This is a genomic window from Stenotrophomonas thermophila (assembly GCF_001499715.1).
GTDB classification, from domain to species: Bacteria; Pseudomonadota; Gammaproteobacteria; order Xanthomonadales; family Xanthomonadaceae; genus Stenotrophomonas; species Stenotrophomonas hibiscicola.
The window spans coordinates 63,769-82,291 of record NZ_CVIW01000001.1 but is presented as its reverse complement, the minus strand read 5'-3'; the positions used below and the strand labels follow the sequence as shown (position 1 = coordinate 82,291).

18 protein-coding genes and 2 riboswitches are annotated in these 18,523 nt (G+C 67.1%); of the genes, 15 read left to right on the top strand and 3 right to left on the bottom strand.

Annotated features, from left to right (window positions below):
• The first annotated feature begins 32 nt into the window (after window positions 1–32).
• The 7 genes from BN1263_RS00385 (at window position 33) to BN1263_RS00355 (ending at window position 5,575) form a co-directional block, all read left to right on the top strand.
• A complete protein-coding gene (locus BN1263_RS00385) occupies window positions 33–320 on the top strand; it encodes a co-chaperone GroES (RefSeq protein WP_005411227.1) in 288 nt (95 codons plus the stop codon).
• An 84-nt stretch (window positions 321–404) separates the two neighbouring features.
• Window positions 405–2,054, top strand: a complete 1,650-nt coding sequence (gene groL / locus BN1263_RS00380) for a chaperonin GroEL (RefSeq protein ID WP_005411226.1) — start codon at window positions 405–407, stop codon at window positions 2,052–2,054.
• 199 nt (window positions 2,055–2,253) lie between these two features.
• On the top strand, window positions 2,254–2,754 hold the full coding sequence (locus tag BN1263_RS00375; protein ID WP_058979289.1) for a MarR family winged helix-turn-helix transcriptional regulator: 501 nt from the start codon (window positions 2,254–2,256) through the stop codon (window positions 2,752–2,754).
• Window positions 2,751–3,491: a DNA alkylation repair protein gene (locus BN1263_RS00370; RefSeq protein WP_058978778.1), complete on the top strand. Its 741-nt coding sequence runs from the start codon at window positions 2,751–2,753 to the stop codon at window positions 3,489–3,491. The genes BN1263_RS00375 and BN1263_RS00370 overlap by 4 nt, the downstream gene beginning before the upstream one ends.
• A 47-nt stretch (window positions 3,492–3,538) precedes the next feature.
• On the top strand, window positions 3,539–3,877 hold the full coding sequence (locus BN1263_RS00365) for a DUF6616 family protein (RefSeq protein ID WP_058978777.1): 339 nt from the start codon (window positions 3,539–3,541) through the stop codon (window positions 3,875–3,877).
• Window positions 3,878–3,982: 105 nt separating this feature from the next.
• Complete coding sequence (locus BN1263_RS00360) at window positions 3,983–4,243, top strand: hypothetical protein (RefSeq protein WP_058978775.1); 261 nt, start codon at window positions 3,983–3,985, stop codon at window positions 4,241–4,243.
• Between the two features lie 258 nt (window positions 4,244–4,501).
• Window positions 4,502–5,575 carry a 3-deoxy-7-phosphoheptulonate synthase gene (locus tag BN1263_RS00355; protein ID WP_058978773.1) on the top strand — a complete coding sequence of 358 codons (1,074 nt, stop codon included), beginning with the start codon at window positions 4,502–4,504 and terminating at the stop codon, window positions 5,573–5,575.
• 182 nt (window positions 5,576–5,757) lie between these two features.
• Here BN1263_RS00355 and BN1263_RS00350 read toward each other — a convergent pair whose 3' ends face one another.
• A complete protein-coding gene (locus BN1263_RS00350) occupies window positions 5,758–6,375 on the bottom strand; it encodes a trimeric intracellular cation channel family protein (RefSeq protein ID WP_058978771.1) in 618 nt (205 codons plus the stop codon).
• 84 nt (window positions 6,376–6,459) lie between these two features.
• Window positions 6,460–6,563, bottom strand: a riboswitch (glycine riboswitch).
• 13 nt (window positions 6,564–6,576) lie between these two features.
• A riboswitch (glycine riboswitch) is annotated at window positions 6,577–6,666 on the bottom strand.
• A 40-nt stretch (window positions 6,667–6,706) separates the two neighbouring features.
• Between BN1263_RS00350 and BN1263_RS00345 the strand changes: the two genes are divergently transcribed.
• Together BN1263_RS00345 and BN1263_RS00340 are read left to right on the top strand one after the other, a co-directional pair.
• Window positions 6,707–6,982 carry a GIY-YIG nuclease family protein gene (locus tag BN1263_RS00345; RefSeq protein WP_019660799.1) on the top strand — a complete coding sequence of 92 codons (276 nt, stop codon included), beginning with the start codon at window positions 6,707–6,709 and terminating at the stop codon, window positions 6,980–6,982.
• A 181-nt stretch (window positions 6,983–7,163) separates the two neighbouring features.
• Window positions 7,164–7,619 carry a hypothetical protein gene (locus tag BN1263_RS00340; RefSeq protein ID WP_058978769.1) on the top strand — a complete coding sequence of 152 codons (456 nt, stop codon included), beginning with the start codon at window positions 7,164–7,166 and terminating at the stop codon, window positions 7,617–7,619.
• Between the two features lie 100 nt (window positions 7,620–7,719).
• Here BN1263_RS00340 and BN1263_RS00335 read toward each other — a convergent pair whose 3' ends face one another.
• Window positions 7,720–9,000 carry an NAD(P)/FAD-dependent oxidoreductase gene (locus BN1263_RS00335; RefSeq protein WP_058978767.1) on the bottom strand — a complete coding sequence of 427 codons (1,281 nt, stop codon included), beginning with the start codon at window positions 8,998–9,000 and terminating at the stop codon, window positions 7,720–7,722.
• Between the two features lie 123 nt (window positions 9,001–9,123).
• Between BN1263_RS00335 and BN1263_RS00330 the strand changes: the two genes are divergently transcribed.
• Both BN1263_RS00330 and BN1263_RS00325 read left to right on the top strand, forming a co-directional pair.
• Entirely contained in the window at window positions 9,124–9,903 is a 780-nt protein-coding gene (locus tag BN1263_RS00330) for an NYN domain-containing protein (RefSeq protein WP_010481148.1), read from the top strand.
• A 112-nt stretch (window positions 9,904–10,015) separates the two neighbouring features.
• Window positions 10,016–10,636, top strand: a complete 621-nt coding sequence (locus BN1263_RS00325; RefSeq protein ID WP_058978763.1) for a glutathione S-transferase family protein — start codon at window positions 10,016–10,018, stop codon at window positions 10,634–10,636.
• Window positions 10,637–10,718: 82 nt separating this feature from the next.
• Here the strand turns inward: BN1263_RS00325 and BN1263_RS00320 are convergent, their stop codons facing one another.
• The gene (locus tag BN1263_RS00320) at window positions 10,719–12,896 is read right to left on the bottom strand and encodes a primosomal protein N' (protein WP_058978761.1); all 2,178 of its coding nucleotides are present in this window, start codon (window positions 12,894–12,896) and stop codon (window positions 10,719–10,721) included.
• 412 nt (window positions 12,897–13,308) lie between these two features.
• On the opposite strand from BN1263_RS00320, the gene BN1263_RS00315 reads away from it, so the two are divergent.
• From BN1263_RS00315 to sppA, 4 genes are all read left to right on the top strand, one after another.
• Window positions 13,309–14,313, top strand: coding sequence for a hypothetical protein (locus BN1263_RS00315; protein WP_058978758.1), 1,005 nt, complete (start codon window positions 13,309–13,311; stop codon window positions 14,311–14,313).
• On the top strand, window positions 14,306–14,881 hold the full coding sequence (locus tag BN1263_RS00310) for a DUF3106 domain-containing protein (protein WP_058978756.1): 576 nt from the start codon (window positions 14,306–14,308) through the stop codon (window positions 14,879–14,881). The genes BN1263_RS00315 and BN1263_RS00310 overlap by 8 nt, the downstream gene beginning before the upstream one ends.
• Before the next feature lie 206 nt (window positions 14,882–15,087).
• Entirely contained in the window at window positions 15,088–16,452 is a 1,365-nt protein-coding gene (locus BN1263_RS00305; protein ID WP_058978754.1) for an MATE family efflux transporter, read from the top strand.
• A gap of 115 nt (window positions 16,453–16,567) precedes the next feature.
• A complete protein-coding gene (gene sppA / locus BN1263_RS00300; protein ID WP_058978752.1) occupies window positions 16,568–18,490 on the top strand; it encodes a signal peptide peptidase SppA in 1,923 nt (640 codons plus the stop codon).
• Window positions 18,491–18,523: the final 33 nt, after the last annotated feature.

The window sequence follows — 18,523 nt, the reverse complement described above, 5'->3', positions numbered from 1 at the left end:
TTTAGACCAATCAATCACTTAAGAGGTCTCCTATGAGCATCAAGCCGCTGCACGACCGCGTTGTGGTCAAGCCGATCGAAGCCGACGAAATCTCCGCCGGTGGCATCGTCATCCCCGACTCGGCCAAGGAAAAGTCCACCAAGGGTGAGGTCGTGGCCGTCGGCCCGGGCAAGCCGCTGGACAACGGCAACGTGCGCGCGCCGTCGCTGAAGGTCGGCGACAAGGTCATCTACGGCCAGTACGCCGGCAGCTCGTACAAGAGCGAAGGCGTCGAATACAAGGTCCTGCGCGAGGACGACGTGCTCGCCGTCATCGGCTGAGCCCCGGCGCGACCTGTTCCATCCCCTGATTCCAACACCCAGCCGCCGGGCATGGCCCGGCGCTACCAGATGAGGTAACTGCACATGGCTGCCAAGGATATCCGTTTCGGTGAAGATGCCCGTTCGCGCATGGTGCGCGGCGTCAACGTTCTCGCCAATGCCGTCAAGGCCACGCTCGGCCCGAAGGGCCGCAACGTCGTGCTGGAAAAGAGCTTCGGCGCTCCGACCATCACCAAGGACGGCGTCTCCGTCGCCAAGGAAATCGAACTGGCTGACAAGTTCGAGAACATGGGCGCGCAGATGGTGAAGGAAGTTGCTTCGCGCACCAACGACGACGCCGGCGACGGCACCACCACCGCCACCGTGCTGGCCCAGGCCCTGATCCGCGAAGGTGCCAAGGCCGTGGCCGCCGGCATGAACCCGATGGACCTCAAGCGCGGTATCGACAAGGCCGTTTCGGCCGCCGTCGCCGAGCTGAAGAACATCTCCAAGCCGACCGCCGACGACAAGGCGATTGCCCAGGTCGGTACCATCTCGGCCAACTCGGACGAGTCGATCGGCCAGATCATTGCTGACGCGATGAAGGAAGTCGGCAAGGAAGGCGTCATCACCGTTGAAGAAGGCTCGGGCCTGGACAACGAGCTGGACGTGGTCAAGGGCATGCAGTTCGACCGCGGCTACCTGTCCCCGTACTTCATCAACAACCAGCAGTCGCAGACCGCTGACCTGGATGACCCGTTCATCCTGCTGCACGACAAGAAGATCTCCAACGTCCGCGACCTGCTGCCGGTGCTGGAAGGCGTCGCCAAGGCCGGCAAGCCGCTGCTGATCGTGGCCGAGGAAGTCGAAGGCGAAGCGCTGGCGACCCTGGTGGTCAACACCATCCGTGGCATCGTCAAGGTCGTGGCCGTCAAGGCCCCGGGCTTCGGCGACCGTCGCAAGGCGATGCTGGAAGACATGGCCGTGCTGACCGGCGGCACCGTGATCTCCGAAGAAGTCGGCCTGTCGCTGGAGAAGGCCACCATCAAGGACCTGGGCCGCGCCAAGAAGGTGCAGGTTTCCAAGGAGAACACCACCATCATCGACGGCGTCGGCGACAAGGCCAACGTTGATGCCCGTGTGGCGCAGATCAAGACCCAGATCCAGGACACCTCCTCGGATTACGACCGCGAGAAGCTGCAGGAACGCGTGGCCAAGCTGGCCGGCGGTGTTGCCGTGATCAAGGTCGGCGCCTCGACCGAAATCGAAATGAAGGAAAAGAAGGACCGCGTCGACGACGCCCTGCACGCCACCCGTGCGGCCGTTGAAGAAGGCGTGGTTCCGGGCGGCGGTGTTGCCCTGGTCCGCGCGATCACCGCGCTGGCCGGTCTGAAGGGCGCCAACGAAGACCAGAACCACGGCATCCAGATTGCCCTGCGTGCGATGGAAGCCCCGCTGCGCGAGATCGTTGCCAACGCCGGTGACGAGCCGTCGGTCATCATCAACAAGGTCAAGGAAGGCACCGGCAGCTTCGGCTACAACGCGGCCACCGGCGAGTTCGGCGACATGCTGCAGTTCGGCATCCTGGACCCGACCAAGGTGACCCGTTCGGCGCTGCAGAACGCCGCCTCGATCGCTGGCCTGATGATCACCACCGAAGCCATGGTGGCCGAAGCTCCGAAGAAGGACGAGCCGGCCATGGGCGGCGCCGGTGGCATGGGCGGCATGGGTGGCATGGGCGGCATGGACTTCTAAGTCCTCGCCCCTGGCATTGGGATGCCGGCCCTGGGTCGGCATACCTTCCCGTTGTAGAGAAGAACCCCGCCGCAAGGCGGGGTTTTTCTTTTTGGGCGATGCGCGGGCTTGGCCGGACCCGGCCCCGCATGCTCCGCACAGCGTGGTTCCATGGGCGAAAATCGATTATGATTAGGCACCTAATCACATGGTGGCCGGCATGCTGGAAGCAAAACACACCGCTCTGCTCAAGGAAGCTGCGCGCCGCGGCGAGGTAAACCTGCCCCAGCTGCGCCTGTGCTTCCAACTGCTGTCACTGTCTGCCGCCATCGACCACGACTGCGCCGCACGGCTGGCACCGCATGGCCTCAGCGAAGGCCGCTTCATCGTGTTGTTCCTGCTGCACGGGGCCGGTGGCTCGCTGCCGCCGCATGAGCTGGCCGAGCGTGCCGGCGTGACCCGCGCCACCATCAGTGGCCTGCTCGACGGCCTGCAGCGCGAAGGCCTGCTGCAGCGCCACAGCGATGCCGAAGATGGCCGCCGCCTGCGGATCGTGTTGACCGCACAGGGGACACGCCTCGCCGAGGCGCTGTTCGAGCAGCACACGCAGTGGATCGGGGGCCTGTTCAACGGGTTGGAGGCCGACGAACAGCAGCAGCTTTCACGGTTGCTGCACAAGGTCTGGCAGCACACCGATGCCGGGCGGGAATCCGCTGCATGAGCGCGCCCATTGCGGCCGAACGCCTGCGTGCGCTCAGCACCGGTCGCGTCGCCGCCACCCACCTGGCCGAGTGCCTGGCGGTGGATTTCGCCGAACTGCTGCACGTCGTGGCACCTGTGCTCGAACCGGACGCACTGCAACGCATGCGCGACGCCGCAGGCAAGGGCATCACCCAGCGCATGGCATTGGCCGCCCGCCTGCTGCGCGACAGCGGACAGGGCGATCCCGCGCAGTGGCGGGGCCACGCCTCCGATACGGTGCGTGGCTGGGCCTGCTACCTGATCGGCAGTGACGCCGGCACGCCCCTGGCAGGGAAGCTGCAGGCGATACGAACGCTGGCCGATGACCCACACTTCGGCGTGCGCGAATGGGCCTGGCTGGCACTGCGCACGGACATCGTTGCTGCACCGCTGCAGGCGCTTGGGTACCTGCAACCGTGGACGCAGGAAGTATCGCCGTACCTGCGCCGTTTCGCCTGCGAGGCGCTGCGTCCCCGGGGCGTCTGGGCTACGCATATCGCGCTGTTCAAGCAGCAGCCTCAACACGCAGTGCCGTTGCTGGACGCGCTGGCCGACGACCCCGAGCGCTATGTGCAGGACTCCGTCGGCAATTGGCTCAACGATGCCGGCAAGACGCAGCCGCAATGGCTGCGTGGGCTGTGCGCACGTTGGCAACGCGAGCACCACAGCGATGCCAACGCCTACATCCGCAAACGCGCCATGCGATCACTGCGGTAATGGCGGCCGCTGGCCGGCAATCCCATGAACCTCAAGGAAGAACCGCAATGGCCCACACCTTTATCGAGCTCTACACCGCCACCCCCGCCTGGACGGCGCTCTCGCCCGGACAACGCACCGCCTTCTTCGCCCGCATCGGTGAGGGCATGCAGCGTTTCGACCCGGAATGCATCAGGCCGGTGGCCATGGGCCGCATCGCTACGGACGTGCCGTGTGGCACCGGCGAGCAGTTCTATGCGGTCTGGCACTGCGCCAGCCGCGAAGCGGCCGACACGCTGGTGGCCGGGATCGCCGCCACCGGCTGGCATGATTACTTCACCACCACCCATGCCATCGGTGAGGTGGACAGCATGGGCCAGCATCTGGCCGACCTGGCCGCGCTGTAGTGGTACGGCGGCGGCCTGCGATCCCCGGCATGGGCGGCACATGCGCCTGTCACCGATACACGGTAAACAGTGCGTTGCCCATGTCCATCCGCAGGGACGTTGATCATGCAGAGCAAGCTCGAGGTCACGCTGTTCGGTCCGCTTGGCGAGTGCCCGGCATTGCAGTTGCCGGGGCAGGAGAACCCGTCGGTGGCCATCCCGGAATCGGCCCTGCGTCGATTGGTCTCCGACCTCTACACCGCACGCTCCCTGCTCAACCCCGAGCAGCTGGACGAGGCCCGGCAGGAGCTGGATCGGGTGCTGGAGCGCTGGGCCGATATCCACGAAGGCCTGCTGCTGGACGTTGAAGTGCATGGCAGCCGATAGGCCGCCGCTGCGCTCGGGCAGCGTCCCAGTTGCGGATGAAACATTTTGCACTGCGCAAAAGCTGTGCTATCAATAGATCCCATGAACGCAGCCGCTACCCGTTTTTACTGGTATTACTTTCCGAAGCCACTGGCGGAGGAAGGACTGCGCTCACCCTGAAGAAAGCTTCAGACGCATTCCCGAAAGCCGCCAGCGAACCTGGCGGCTTTTTTCATGCCGCCACGCTGGGGACCCCCAACGTTCCGGAGATCTCCTGCAATGCCCCCGCACACCGACGACCTGCGTATCCGCACCATCGAACCGCTGACACCGCCTGCCCAGCTGCTGGCGATGCTGCCCTGTGACGATGAAGCCTCCGGCACCGTCAGCGCCTCGCGCGCAGCGCTGCACCAGATCCTGCACGGCCGCGATGACCGCCTGGCGGTGGTGGTGGGCCCGTGCTCGATCCACGACCCGAACGCCGCCATCGAGTACGCCCAGCGCCTGAAGCCACTGCGCGACGCGCTGGCAGGCGAGCTGGAAATCGTCATGCGCGTGTATTTCGAGAAGCCACGCACCACGGTGGGCTGGAAGGGCCTGATCAATGACCCGGACCTGGATGGCAGCTTCAGGATCGACAAGGGCCTGCGCATCGCCCGTGGCCTGCTGCGCGACATCAACAAGCTTGGCCTGCCGGCGGGTGTTGAATTCCTCGACGTGATCTCGCCGCAGTACATCGCCGACCTGGTGGCATGGGGCGCGATCGGCGCACGCACCACGGAAAGCCAGGTGCATCGCGAACTTGCGTCGGGGCTGTCGTGCCCGGTCGGCTTCAAGAACGGCACCGATGGCAACGTGAAGATTGCCGCTGACGCCGTAGGTGCTGCGTCCAATCCGCACCACTTCCTGTCGGTCACCAAGCAGGGCGGCACTGCCATCGTGTCGACCACCGGCAACCCCGATTGCCATGTGATCCTGCGTGGGGGCAAGCAGCCGAACTACGACGCAGCCAGTGTTGCCGACGCCTGCCAGGCGCTGGCCAAGGCCAAGCTGCCGGCGCGCCTGATGATCGATGCCAGCCATGCCAACAGCCTGAAGAACCCGGAGAACCAGCCGAAGGTGATCGAGGACATTGCTGTTCAGCTGGAAGACGGCGAACAGCGCATCGTGGGCGTGATGATCGAGAGCCATCTGGTCGGTGGCCGCCAGGAACTGGTGGAAGGCCAGCCGCTGGTCTACGGCCAGAGCATCACCGATGGGTGCATCGACTGGGACACCACCGTGACGGTGCTGGAGCGACTGGCTGCGGCCGTGCGTGCCCGTCGTGAAGTGAAGGTGTCCGAAGCAGCGTGAATGAAGCCGCCTGATGGCGGCACGTGTGTGGATGGTGGCCAGCGCCTGCGGGGGTGCGGCCGCGATCAGGGCCGGCCGGAGTTGGAGACCGGCCCATCTGCACCGGCGATGCGCCTGGCGCTGCGCGTGAGCGGCAGCGCCAGGTCCATCGCCGGGGTGGTGCGGATTGCGCCGCGCGAACCTCAATGCACTTCGTCGTGGTACACGAACTTCGGCATTTCCCAGCGGAAGTGGATCGCCAGCAGGCGCAGCGCGAAGCCGCCGCCGAGGCAGCACAGGATCGCGGTGGCGTCGGCCACGCCCCAGTGCAGCAGCAACAGGTAGGCCGCGCCGGTCAGCAGCGCGATGATCGCGTACAGCTCCTTCTGGAAGATCAGCGGCACCTCGTTGCAGAGGATGTCGCGCAGCACGCCGCCGAAGGCACCGGTCAGCATGCCGGCGATCAGCACGATCGGCATTGCATGGCCGGCCTCACGCGCGATCGAACAGCCGATCAGGGTGAAGGCGATCAGGCCCAGGCCATCGAGCACCAGGAAGGTGCGGCGGAAGTGGTGCATCCAGCGCGCAACCCAGGTGGCGATCAGCGCCGCGCACACGGTAAAACCCAGGTACTCGGGATGCTTCACCCAGCCCAGCGGGTAATGGCCAAGCAGGATGTCGCGCAGCGAACCGCCACCGAGAGCGGTGACGCAGGCGATCATGACCACGCCGAACAGGTCCATGCGGCGGCGGCCGGCGGCCAGTGCGCCGGTCATGGCTTCGGCGGAAATGGCAATCAGGTAGATGATGGACAGCAGCATGGGACAGGCTCCGGGCGCGGTGGGGCCGGCCATGCGCGACGACCGCCACTGCCTGCGCAATGACGGAATGACGATGACCGGTGCCGCTCCCGCTGTCCTTTTGCCTGAGAGTTCAGCGGCATGGGCCGCGTGCCCCTTCGGCGGATCGTCCCGGGCGTGCCCGGTGACCTCTCTCCAGCTCGGCGAGTCGAATGCATGGTTGGTGGGATTCCAGCCCACCGGCCTGAGCGATCATGGGAGCCTGCGCCTTCGGCGGGCGCCAGCGCGGCGCCTCTCTCCTGCATTCGGGCGCCAGTATATCCGCTGCAGTGCAGCACGGCATAATCCGGGCATGGCCCCGTCCCTCCGCCCGTGGTTCCTGTATCTGCTCGAATGCCGCGATGGCAGCTATTACGCCGGCATCAGCACCGATGTGGACGCGCGCTTCGCCGCCCACCAAGCCGGCAAGGGCGCGCGCTACACCCGGGCGCGGCCACCGCTGCGCGTGCTGGCCGTGCGCCAGTACCCGGACCGGGCCGCCGCGTCACGGGCCGAATGGCAGCTCAAGCAGCAGCCGCGCGAACGTAAGCTGGCCTGGCTGCAGGCCCCGGATCCTGCGCTTCTGTAGAGCCGAGCCCACGCTCGGCTCCGGGTTCTGTAGATTCACGCCATGCGTGGATGGGCTGCCGGGCCATGCGATGATCGCTCCGCGCCAAGCGCTGGAGACCCGGATGTCCACCTTTGCTTTTCAGCACGACCGTCGGTCATTGTCGTCGCTGTGGTACCCGAAACCGAAGGCGCCGTGAACGATGCGCGCCGCCGGCAAAGCATGGATCTCCGTCGTCGTGCTGGTCGCCGGCATCGCGCTGTTGCCTGGCCTGCTGTACCTGCTCGGGCTGGCATTGGCAGGGGGTCGGCCGAAGCCGGCCGACCGCGCGCCCAGTGGTATGGCTGCGTGCAGCAGTGAACCACGCGCGGGATACCAGCCGATGAATCCCTGGCGTTTCGCCGCGCAGTTCTTCGACAAGGACGTGATGAAGAAGAAGGTGCCGGAAGTGGAGCGGGAGGCCTTCTGGATTGCCCGACGCCACCTGTGGCGGCAACCACAGCGCGGCATGCTGCGCTGGCATCTCAGTAGTACCGCATTGACGATCTGGATCACCCGGCATTGGAGTACCGCGCAGATTGCCGACACCGCGAGGAAGGAGGACTTCTGCCGGACCGGGTCGAAACGGTGGGTGCCGGGCGCCCCGATGAGGAAGTAGAGCCACGCCGTGCGTGGCTGAGCTCCATGCGGCATGCACAGACAGTCATCCACGCATGGCGTGGATCTACCGCACCGGTCGGGGAGGCGCGAGTGCACTCCTACCGCCTCGGCCGACGGTCGTCCTGGTCATCACCGAAGATGATGCGCGCGCTGCGCTGGTAGCTCCAGTACGCCACGGCCCAGTTCAGCAGCACCACGATGCGGTTGCGGAAGCCGATCAGGAAGAACACGTGCGCGGCCAGCCAGAACCACCATGCCAGTACACCAGACAACTGCAGCCGGCCCAGGTGCACGATCGCGGCCATGCGGCCAATGGTGGCCAGGTTGCCGTAGTCGGCGTACTTGAACGGCCCCGGCGCCGCCTTGCCATGCAGGCGCGCGCGGACCACCTCGGCCACGTACTTGCCCATCTGCTTGGCCGCGGGCGCCACGCCGGGAACCGGCTTGCCGTCGGCCTGGTTCAGTGCGGCCAGGTCGCCGGCCACGAACAGCTCCGGGTGATCGGGCAGGGTCAGGTCCGGTTGCACCGGCACGCGGCCGGCGCGATCCAGTGGCACGTCCAGCGTGCGCGCCAGCGGTGAAGCGGCCACGCCGGCGGCCCAGACCACGGTGCGTGCCGGCACGAACTGATCACCGAGCGTGAAGCCCTGGCTGTCGATGTCGCTCACCGGGGTACCGGTCAGCACTTCCACGCCCAGCTTTTCCAGCTGGCGGCGTGCTTTCAGCGAAAGTACTTCCGGGAACGAGGACAGCACGCGCGGCCCGGCCTCGATCAGCCGCACCTTGGCGCTGGCTGGATCGATGTGGCGGAATTCGTTGCGCAACGTATGCCGCGCGATCTCGGCCAGGGTGCCGGCCAGTTCAACACCGGTGGGACCGCCACCGACCACCGCGAAGCTCAGCCATGCGGCCTTCTTCGCCGGGTCCGGTTCCGCCTCGGCGCGCTCGAACGCCAGCAGCAGCTTGCGGCGCAGCGCGATCGCATCGTCCAGCGTCTTCAGGCCGGGCGCATCATCGGCCCACTGGTCGTTGCCGAAGTAGGCGTGGGTGGCGCCGGTGGCCAGCAGCAGGCTGTCGTAGTCCAGCGTGCTGCCATCGGCCATGCGGATCTGCCGGGCCTGCTTGTCGATGGCGACCACTTCGCCGAGGCGGACTTCCACGTTGCGCTGGTGGCCGAGGATGTGGCGCAGCGGTGCGGCGATATCCGGCGCGGACAGGCCGGCGGTGGCCACCTGGTACAGCAGCGGCTGGAACAGATGATGGTTGCGGCGGTCGACCAGGGTGATGCGTATGCGCTCGCGGGCCAGGGCACGGGTGGCCCAGAGACCGGCAAAACCGCCGCCGACAACGACCAGGTGGGGAACGCGCTCGCGACTCATCGACTCACTCCAGTGGGGGCATCGGGGGAAGCGCCTGGCATCTTCGCACGGCGACTGCCTGTCACGTCAGCGCCCGCGTGGATCGGCGATACTCGGGTTCAGGCAACGGCCCGTGAGGAGCCCATGAGCGAACCGGAAAAGCGCATCGCCCTGTTGATCGACGCCGACAATGCGCCGGCCTCGAAGATCGACGAGGTCCTGGCCGAAGTCGCCCGCTACGGCGTGGCCAACGTGCGCCGCGCCTATGGCAACTGGAAGAGCCCGCGGTTGAAGGGCTGGGAAGCGGTGCTGCACGAATATGCGATCCGCCCGATCCAGCAGTTTGCCTACAGCAAGGGCAAGAATGCCTCGGACATGGCGATGGTGATCGATGCCATGGACCTGCTCTACGCACGCAACCTTGATGGCTTCGCCATCGTCTCCAGCGATGCCGATTTCACTCCGATGGTGATGCGCCTGCTGACCGATGGCGTGAAGGTGTACGGCTTCGGCGAGAAGAAAACGCCCGAGCCGTTCGTCAACGCGTGCTCGAAATTCACCTACCTGGAAGCACTGGGCCAGACCCACGCCAGCGTGCCGGATACCGAACAGGCGTCCAGCGAACAGGCCTCGAACGAGCCGGTGGCCAACGATGATGCGCGCCCGCGCAAGAGTGGCGCGGAGATGCGCAGCGACACCCGGCTGGTGAAGATGCTGCGCCGCGCGGTGTCCTCGGCCGAGGGCGAGGACGGCTGGTCGCATCTGGGGCCGGTTGGCAGCCAGATCGGCAACCAGGCCTCGTTCGATCCGCGCAACTATGGTTACGGGAAGTTGAGTGACCTGTTGGCGGCGATCGGCCTGTTCGAACTGAAGAAGGACGGCAAGTCGTCCTACGTGCGCGCGCTGCCAAAGAAGAACCGGTAGTGCCGGCCGCTGGCCGGCAACGCTGGATGCAAGATCCCGCATCCGGCACGCACACACCCCACCCGATCAGGCGTATCGTTGCCGCTCGCATTGCCAGCAAGGAAAAACCCGCATGTTGAAGATCTGGGGCCGCCGCAATTCCAGTAACGTCCGCAAGGTGCTGTGGTGCGCCGAGGAGATCGGCCTGCCGTATGAATCCATCGAAGTCGGTGGCAGCCACGGCGGCACGCAGACGCCGGAATACCAGGCGATGAATCCCAATGGCCTGGTACCGGTGATCGAAGACCATGGCCTGCCGCTGTGGGAATCGAACGCCATCGTGCGCTATCTGAGCGCACGCTACGCATTGGGCACGCTGTACGCCGAAGACCCGATGGAGCGTGCCCAGGCCGAGAAGTGGATGGACTGGAGCACCTCGCGGATGGCGCCGCTGTACAGCGACCTGATCTGGGGCATCATGCGCACCGCCCCGGCCGACCGGGACGAATCGCGGATCAATGCCGCGATCGTGCGCGCCGGCGATTACCTGGCGATGGCCGATGCCACGCTGGCCAAACAGCCGTGGCTGTCGGGCGAGAAGTTCGCGATGGGCGACATTCCGCTGGGCTCGCTGGTCTACGCCTGGTACGAGCTGCCGATCCAGCGGCCTGAACTGCCGCACCTAGCCGAGTGGTACGCCCGCCTGCGCGAGCGGCCGGCCTACCAGCGCGGCGTGATGTCGCCGCTGACGTAAGCACTGCCCGGTGCTGAAACGCAGCCGAGCATGGCTCGGCTCTACGGTAGTGCCGAGCCATGCTCGGCAGTGCTCTACGGGATCAATACAGGTCCGTTGGATCCACATCCAGCGACCAGCGCACCTTGCGTGCTTCCGGCAGCGCGTACAGCTGTGGCACCAGCTGCGAAAGCACGCCATGCAGTGGCGGCCGCTGCATGGCAGACAGCAGCAGCTGCGTACGCTGGTAGCCGGCGCGGCGTGGCATCGGTGCTGGCATCGGCCCGTAGGCCTCGACCACGTCCTGCTCGCCCAGCAACTGTCGTGCGGCCAGCAGGAACGCATTGGCATGCTCCACCTGCTGCGCTTCGGCGCGCATCAGCGCCAGGTGCGCGAATGGCGGGAATCCTGCGGCTTGCCGCTGGTTCAACTCCGCCTGTGCGAACGGGTGGTAACCACCGCTGACCAGGGTTTCCAGCAACGGATGCCCGGGGTGATGGGTCTGCAGCCAGACCTCGCCGGGGTCACGTGCGCGCCCGGCGCGACCGGCCACCTGGATCAGCTGTTGCGCGAGTTTCTCGCTGGCGCGGAAGTCAGCGGAGAACAGGCCTTCGTCGATGCCCACCACCACCACCAGGGTCAGCTTCGGCAGGTCGTGGCCCTTGGCCAGTATCTGCGTGCCGACCAGGATGCCGGGCTGGTCGCCCAGTCTCGCCAGCTGCTGTTCCAGTGCATCGCGACGTGACGTGGTGCCGCGGTCGATGCGCACCACAGGGACGTCGGCGAAGGCCGCGGTGAGATGCTCTTCCAGGCGTTCGGTGCCGATGCCCTGCGGTTGCAGCGCCAGGCTGCCGCAGGCCGGGCATGCCAGCGGTGCCGGTTGTCGCGCGCCGCAGTGATGGCACTGCAGGCGGCGGCCGCCGCCATGCACGGTCATCGGTGCATCGCAGCGGTTGCACGGTGCGGTCCAGCCGCAGTCGTGGCACAGCAGTACCGGCGCGTAGCCACGCCGGTTCTTGAACACCAGCACCTGCTGGCCGCGCTGCAGGTGCTCGTCGATGCCGGCCAGCACATCAGCCGAGAGGCCATCGTGCAGCGGCCGCTTGCGCACATCGAGGATGCGCACACGCGGTGGCCGCGCATCACCGGCACGCTGCTTCAGGCGCAGGTGGGTGTAGCGCCCGGCGTAGGCGTTATGCAGCGTTTCCAGCGAAGGGGTGGCACTGCCGAGCAGCACCGGAATGCCGAGCGCCTTGGCCCGGACCAGAGCGAAATCGCGCGCGTGATAGCGGATGCCGTCCTGCTGCTTGTAGCTGCCGTCGTGTTCCTCGTCGATGATCAGCAGCCCGGCCTGCGGCAATGGCGTGAACACCGCCGAGCGGGTGCCGACGATGACCCGTGCCTCGCCGCGCGAAGCCTTAGCCCAGACGCGCGCGCGCTCGTTGTCGTTCAACCCCGAATGCAATGCGTGCACGGCGATGCCAAGGCGGCCGCGGAAGCGTGCCAGGGTCTGCGGGGTCAGACCGATTTCCGGCACCAGCACCAGCGCCTGCCTGCCCTGCGCCAGGCAGTGGATGATGGCCTGCAGGTACACCTCGGTCTTGCCGCTGCCGGTCACGCCATCCAGCAGGAAGGGCTGGAAGCCTTCGGCGGCGTTGATGGCGGCCACCGCTTCGGCCTGGTCCGGGTTGAGGGTGGGGCCGGGCAGCGGCTGCGCATGCTGCGGTGCCACCGTCATCGCCACGCGCTCGGCCAGCGCACGCTTGGCCAGGCTGCCCGCGGCGGTGCGCCAGTCCTCCATGCGTTCGCCCAGTACATCCTCATCCACCACGGCCCCGGCCAGCAGTTCGGCCAACTGCCGCGGGCGGCTGCCGGCGCGCAGCTTCCCGCGCTGGGTATGGCCTTCGGGGGTCAACTGCCAGCCCCAGTGGTGGGTGTCGGGCAGGGCTTCGCCATGACGCAGCGGTCCTGGCAGGGCGGTGCTCAGTACCTCGCCCAGCGGTGCGTGGGTGTAACGCGCCAGCCATTGCAGGCTCTGCCACAGCTCCCCCTGCAGCAGCGGCTGCGGGTCGCACCAGGCCAACGCCTGGCGCAGTCCCTGGCCGTCGTCGGTCTGGCCGTGCCCCACCACCACCCCGACCAGCTCGCGGTTGCCGAACGGCACCTTCAGGCGGCAGCCGACCGCAACCGTGGGGCCATCGCCCTCCGGCGACAGGTAGTCGAACAGACGGGGCAGGGGGACGGGCAGGGCGACCTGCAGGGTCGGAATCGGTGAAAGCATCGGGCCAGTGTACCGGGCCATGCGCGCGCGAATGGCGGGGTGGGAGACGGCGGAGCGGCGCCCGTTGAATCATAAATGTCACCTAAATATCGGTGTCCATTGGAGATTCAGGCTTATCCACATGTTCTGTGGATAACGTTGTGCGTTACCGGTCGACGGGAACGCAGGAGGCCGATGGCGACGAGCTCACGCTTGGGTTGGTCAAAAAATAGCCACACTTAAAAACTATTCAAAATCAACAGTTTAAGTGTGAAACATTGCTGAAACAGAGTGAATTCAGCTGCTTGCCGCAGTTTCCCGCGCCGGGAGCGTGGTGCTGTGCACAACCTGCAGCACGAAGTATCCGTGGGCGCAAGTCCTACGGGCGTCGATTGCCTGCCGCTATCATTTCCCCAGACCTTTGGAGTGACCGATGACGGCTGTGCCCGCCCCTGTTTCCTCGACCGCGGCCGGCGCGCTGTCGGCGTTCCTGCGTGGCGTCGAGCGCCGCGCCCTGGTGGTGGCTGAGCTGCAGTGCGGCGATGCCGCGCGCGCCGAACAGACCCTGGTGGCAGTGATGCGCGCGTTCGCGGCCGTTGCCAGCGACCTGCCGATGGCGCAGTGGCCGACCCGCTTCTGGACCCTGCTGGGCCAGCGCCAGGCCCTGCGCGAGCCGGTGGGTGGCCAATGGGCGCCACCGTTGGCCGCGCTGGCTGCGATGTCGCCGCTGCCGCGCCTGGCGCTGCTGCTGCGGGTAGGCGGCAGCCTGGACGAGAGCATCGCCACGCGCGTGCTCGACCAGGACGAGGCCGGCTACCAGCACCTGCTGGCCGATGCCTGCCCGCGCGATGCCCAGGGCCAGCCCGATGCCGCGGCCTGGCGCCAGTTGGCCGAACAGGTACAGGCGCGTATCCGTGAACTGCCGGCCACGCGCCTGCAGCAGCTTCAGCAGCCGGCGGCACCCGCCGCCCACAATGAAGCGCCGACCTCCAGCTGGCGAGCACCGCAGCGGGACGAGCGCGCGGCCGCCCATGGCAAGCGCCGTCGTACGGACGCCAAGCCGCGCTGGCGTGGTCCGCTGATCCTGCTGGTAACCGTGGCGGTGCTGCTGGCCGCTGCGCTGGGTTGGCGCTACCTGCAGGGACGTTCCTTCGGCAACGATGCGCCGCTGCCGGAAGGCGTCGTGGGCGAAGCCGGTCCGGTGACGGTGGAAGCCCTGCCACCGAGCAAGGTCGACGCCACGCCGGATGCAACGCATGCCCAAGCCAATGACGACGCAGCGATGCTGGCCGATCGCGACTACCCGCTGGTTGCCGATGCTGACCTGTACGCATGGACCGCCGCGGGCGGTCCGCTGCCGGTGGACGAATCGCAAGCCAAGCCGAGCCGACCGGAGCCGGCCAGTGCCACGCTGGAAACCGCCGCCGCCGATGAATAAGTCCGTGTTCGCCAGCCTGTTGCTGGCCTTGCCGCTGTCCCTGTCTGCGGCGCCGCAATCGTTGAACGTGCCATTGCCGCCGCCATCGCCGGCCACCCCGGCCGCGCCGCCGGCTTCGACCGCGGCACCGGCTGGCTTTGCCCAGCTCGATCCGCAGCAGCAGCGCCAGCGCCGTGCCGACTACGCCGCCTGGCGCGCGTTGCCGGAAGGAGAGCGCGAGCGCATCCGCCAGGCCGCTGCGCGATTCAATGCGCTGCCTGCGGACCAGCAGCAGCGTCTGCGACAGCAGTTCGGCGATCAGGACCAGGCGTTCCGCGACGGGTGGCGGCTGGGCCCGCAACTGGGCCTGGAATTCCCAAAGCTGCATGGCTTGTTCGGCTTCGTGCCTCCGGAGCAGCGCGAGACCGCGCTGGCCGTGCTGCGTCAGCTCAGCCCGGCGCAGCTGGCCCAGCTGGCCCTGGTCGCGCAGCGTACGCCGCCGCAGGAGCGCGACGCCGTGCGCAGCGCCTTCCTTGCGGTGCCGGCCGCCGAACGCGACAGCTGGCTCAAGCGCCAAGCGGGCCAGTAAAAAAGGGGACGGAGGGGATTAAGTCGCATTCGGCACTGACTGGCCAGATACGACTTAATCCCCTCCGTCCCCTTTTTGCTTGGGGCAGCCGGAACCCAGCATTCACCCCATGTCATGGGAATGCGCGCGCCGGGCGCGTAAGATGACCGGCCGCAACCCGGTGCCTGTGCCCTTCGCGCGCAACCGTAGTTCGCGTCAAGCACCTTATGCCTACTGCAACCTCCACGCCGCGCTTCAGCAAGGAAGTCGGCGCTACCGGTCTGCTCGCCCTGCCGCTTGTGCTGGGCCATGTGTCCACCGGTCTGATCTCCTTCGTCGACAACGTGATTGCCGGCCACCACGCCACCGCGACGCTGGCTGCGGTGACCATCGGTACCGCCCTGCTGTGGCTGCCGATGCTGATCCCGATCGGCACCCTGATCTCGCTCACCGCCTCGGTGTCGCAGCTGCACGGCGCTGGCCGCGAGCGCGAGATCGGCCCGCTGTTCCGACAGGCGCTGTGGCTGGCGTTGGGCCTGGGCCTGATCATGTTCACCTTCCTTACGGTGGTGCCGCCGCTGCTGCCGGCCTTCGGCATCGCACCGGACATCGTGCCGGGGGCGACTGCGTTCCTGCATGCGGTGCGCTGGGGCGGCCCGGCGCTGACCCTGTACTTCTGCATGCGCTACCTCAGCGAAGGCATGCACTGGACACTGCCCACCATGCTGCTTGGCTTCGGTGGCCTGCTGGTGCTGGCGCCGCTGGGCTATGTGCTGGCCAATGGCAAGCTCGGTTTCCCGGAACTGGGCGCCGAAGGCCTGGGGATCGCCTCGGCGGTGATGATGTGGCTGCAGGCAACCGCATTCGCCCTGTATCTGTGGCGGACCAGGCGCTTTGCCCATCTGCAGCTGTTCTCGCACTTCGAAGGGCCGCGCTGGAAGGCGATCTGGGACCTGCTGCGCACCGGCCTGCCGATCGGCATCACCGTACTGATGGAAGGCGGCCTGTTCATCGTCACCGCGCTGCTGATCGGCCGCCTAGGTGCCAATGAAGCGGCTGCGCACCAGATCGCGATCAACGTCGCCCAGCTGTGCTTCATGATTCCGATGGGCGTGGCCGAGGCCACTACCGTGCGTGTCGGCCATGCGGTCGGCCGCGGCGATGGCTTCGGCGTGCGGCGCGCGGCCTGGGCCGGCTACGCGATCATCATGGGTACGCAGACATTGTCGGCGGCGGTACTGCTGTTCGGCCACGATGCCATCGTCGGTGTCTACACCAACGACCTGGCGGTGGCCGGCCTGGCCTCCACCCTGCTGTTGTATGCGGCCACCTTCCAGTTCCCGGATGGCATCCAGGTACTGTCGGCCGGCGCGCTGCGCGGCCTGAAGGACACCCGCGTGCCGATGTTCATCGCCATGTTCGCGTACTGGGGCCTGGGCATGCCGCTGGGCGCCGGGCTCGGCCTGGGGCTGGGCATGGGCCCGCAGGGTATGTGGATCGGCCTGATCGTGGGCCTCACCGCCGCTGCCATCCTGATGGGCTGGCGCCTGCGGCGCAGCAGCCTGCGCATCGGCCAGTCGATGCTGTCCTGAACTTCCGCCCCGCCCCGGCCACCCGTGGCGGGCGATCCCCTGACTTGTGTCCGATGCCGCATCACGCGGCACCGGCTATGCTGGCACCACGGCAAGAAGCCATCCGGAGCGTTCCATGAATCACCCCGTGCCCCCGCTGCCCCCGGCGCGTCGCAACCCCGTCGCCAGTTTCTTCATCGGGCTGTGGGACGTCATGAACTTCACCCGCCGGTTGATCCTCAACCTGGTGTTCTTCGGCCTGCTGTTCCTGCTGCTGGTGATGTTCGTCATCGCCGCAGGCATGGGCGCCGGTGCCAGCAAGTCGCTGCAGGACCGCACCACCCTGGTGATCGCGCCGGAAGGCCGGCTGGTCGAGCAGTTCAGCGCCGATCCGGTCAGCCGCGCACTGGCCAAGGCGGTGGGCGACAACGGTGCCGAAGAGATCCAGCTGCGCGACCTGCTGCGGGTGATCGAGTCGGCCAAGGAAGACAAGAAGATCGAGCGCGTGGTGCTGGAGCTGGACAAGCTGCAGCCCTCGGGCTTCGCCTCGCTGCGTGAAGTGGCTTCGGCACTGCAGGACCTGCGTGCCTCCGGCAAGCAGCTGGTGGCCTACAGCGAGAGCATGGGCCAGTCGCAGTACCTGCTGGCCGCACAGGCCGACGAGGTCTACCTGGACCCGATGGGTTCGGTGGTGCTTGAGGGCCTGGGCCGCTACCGCCAGTACTTCCGCACCGGCCTGCAGGACAAGCTGGGCGTGGACGTGCACCTGTTCAAGGTGGGTGAGTACAAGTCCGCAGCCGAGCCGTACGTGCTCGACGCGGCGTCGCCGGCCTCCAAGGAAGCCGACCTGTTCTGGATGAACGACGTATGGCAGCGCTACCTGGGCGACATCGCCAAGGCCCGTCGCCTGGATCCGGCACAGCTGGCTGCCGGCATCGATACGCTGCCGGAAGGCATCGCTGCTGCTGGTGGTGATCTGGCCAAGTTCGCCCTGCAGCAGAAGCTGGTGACCGCGCTGAAGACCCGCGAAGAGTTCGAGGACCTGATGATCGAGCGCGGCGTGGCCGACGAAGATGCCGACGGTGGCTTCCGCAACGTCGACTTCGGCACCTACCTGGGCCAGCTTGATGCGCGCCGCAACCCGGTCGACAACCGTCCGCAGGTGGCAGTGGTGGTGGCGTCCGGCGAGATCAGCGGCGGTGACCTGCCGGCCGGCCGCATCGGTGGCGAATCGACGTCGGCGCTGCTGCGTGCCGCGCGCGACGACGACGATGTCAAGGCGGTCGTGCTGCGCGTGGATTCGCCGGGCGGAGAAGTGTTCGCTTCCGAGCAGATCCGCCGTGAAGTGGTCGCCCTGCAGGCCGCCGGCAAGCCGGTGGTGGTATCGATGGGCGACCTGGCCGCCTCCGGTGGCTACTGGATCAGCATGAACGCCGATCGCATCTACGCCGATCCGTCGACGATCACCGGTTCGATCGGCATCTTCGGCATGGTGCCGAACTTCAGCCGCGCGCTGGACAAGATCGGCGTGCACACCGATGGCGTCGGCACCACCCGCTTCGCCGGTGCGTTCGATGTCACCCGGCCGATGGATCCGGCCGTGGGACAGGTCATCCAGTCGGTGATCAACAAAGGCTACGCCGACTTCACCGGTCGCGTCGCCGACGCGCGCAAGAAGCCGGTCGAGGCCGTGGACGAGGTGGCCCGCGGCCGCGTGTGGAGCGGTGCACAGGCCAAGGAACGCGGCCTGGTCGATGCCTTCGGTGGCCTGAAGGATGCGGTGGCCGATGCGGCCAGCCGCGCCAAGCTGGGCAAGTCCGATGCCTATCGCGTGCGCTACATCGAGAAGGCAGCCACGCCGTTCGCGCAGTTCGTCAGCGGTTTCGCTGGCAGTCGTGCCGGTGCCTGGATGCTGTCCGATTCGGGCATGGCGCGGATGCTGCTGGCGCGCACGATGCCGGAAGTGGATACGCAGCTGCGCTTTGTCGAGAACGCGGCCCGCGAAAAGGGCAATGGCGCACCGGTGAAGGCGCTGGCGTACTGCTTCTGCGGGTTCTGACCGGAGCACATCCACGCATGGCGTGGATCTACT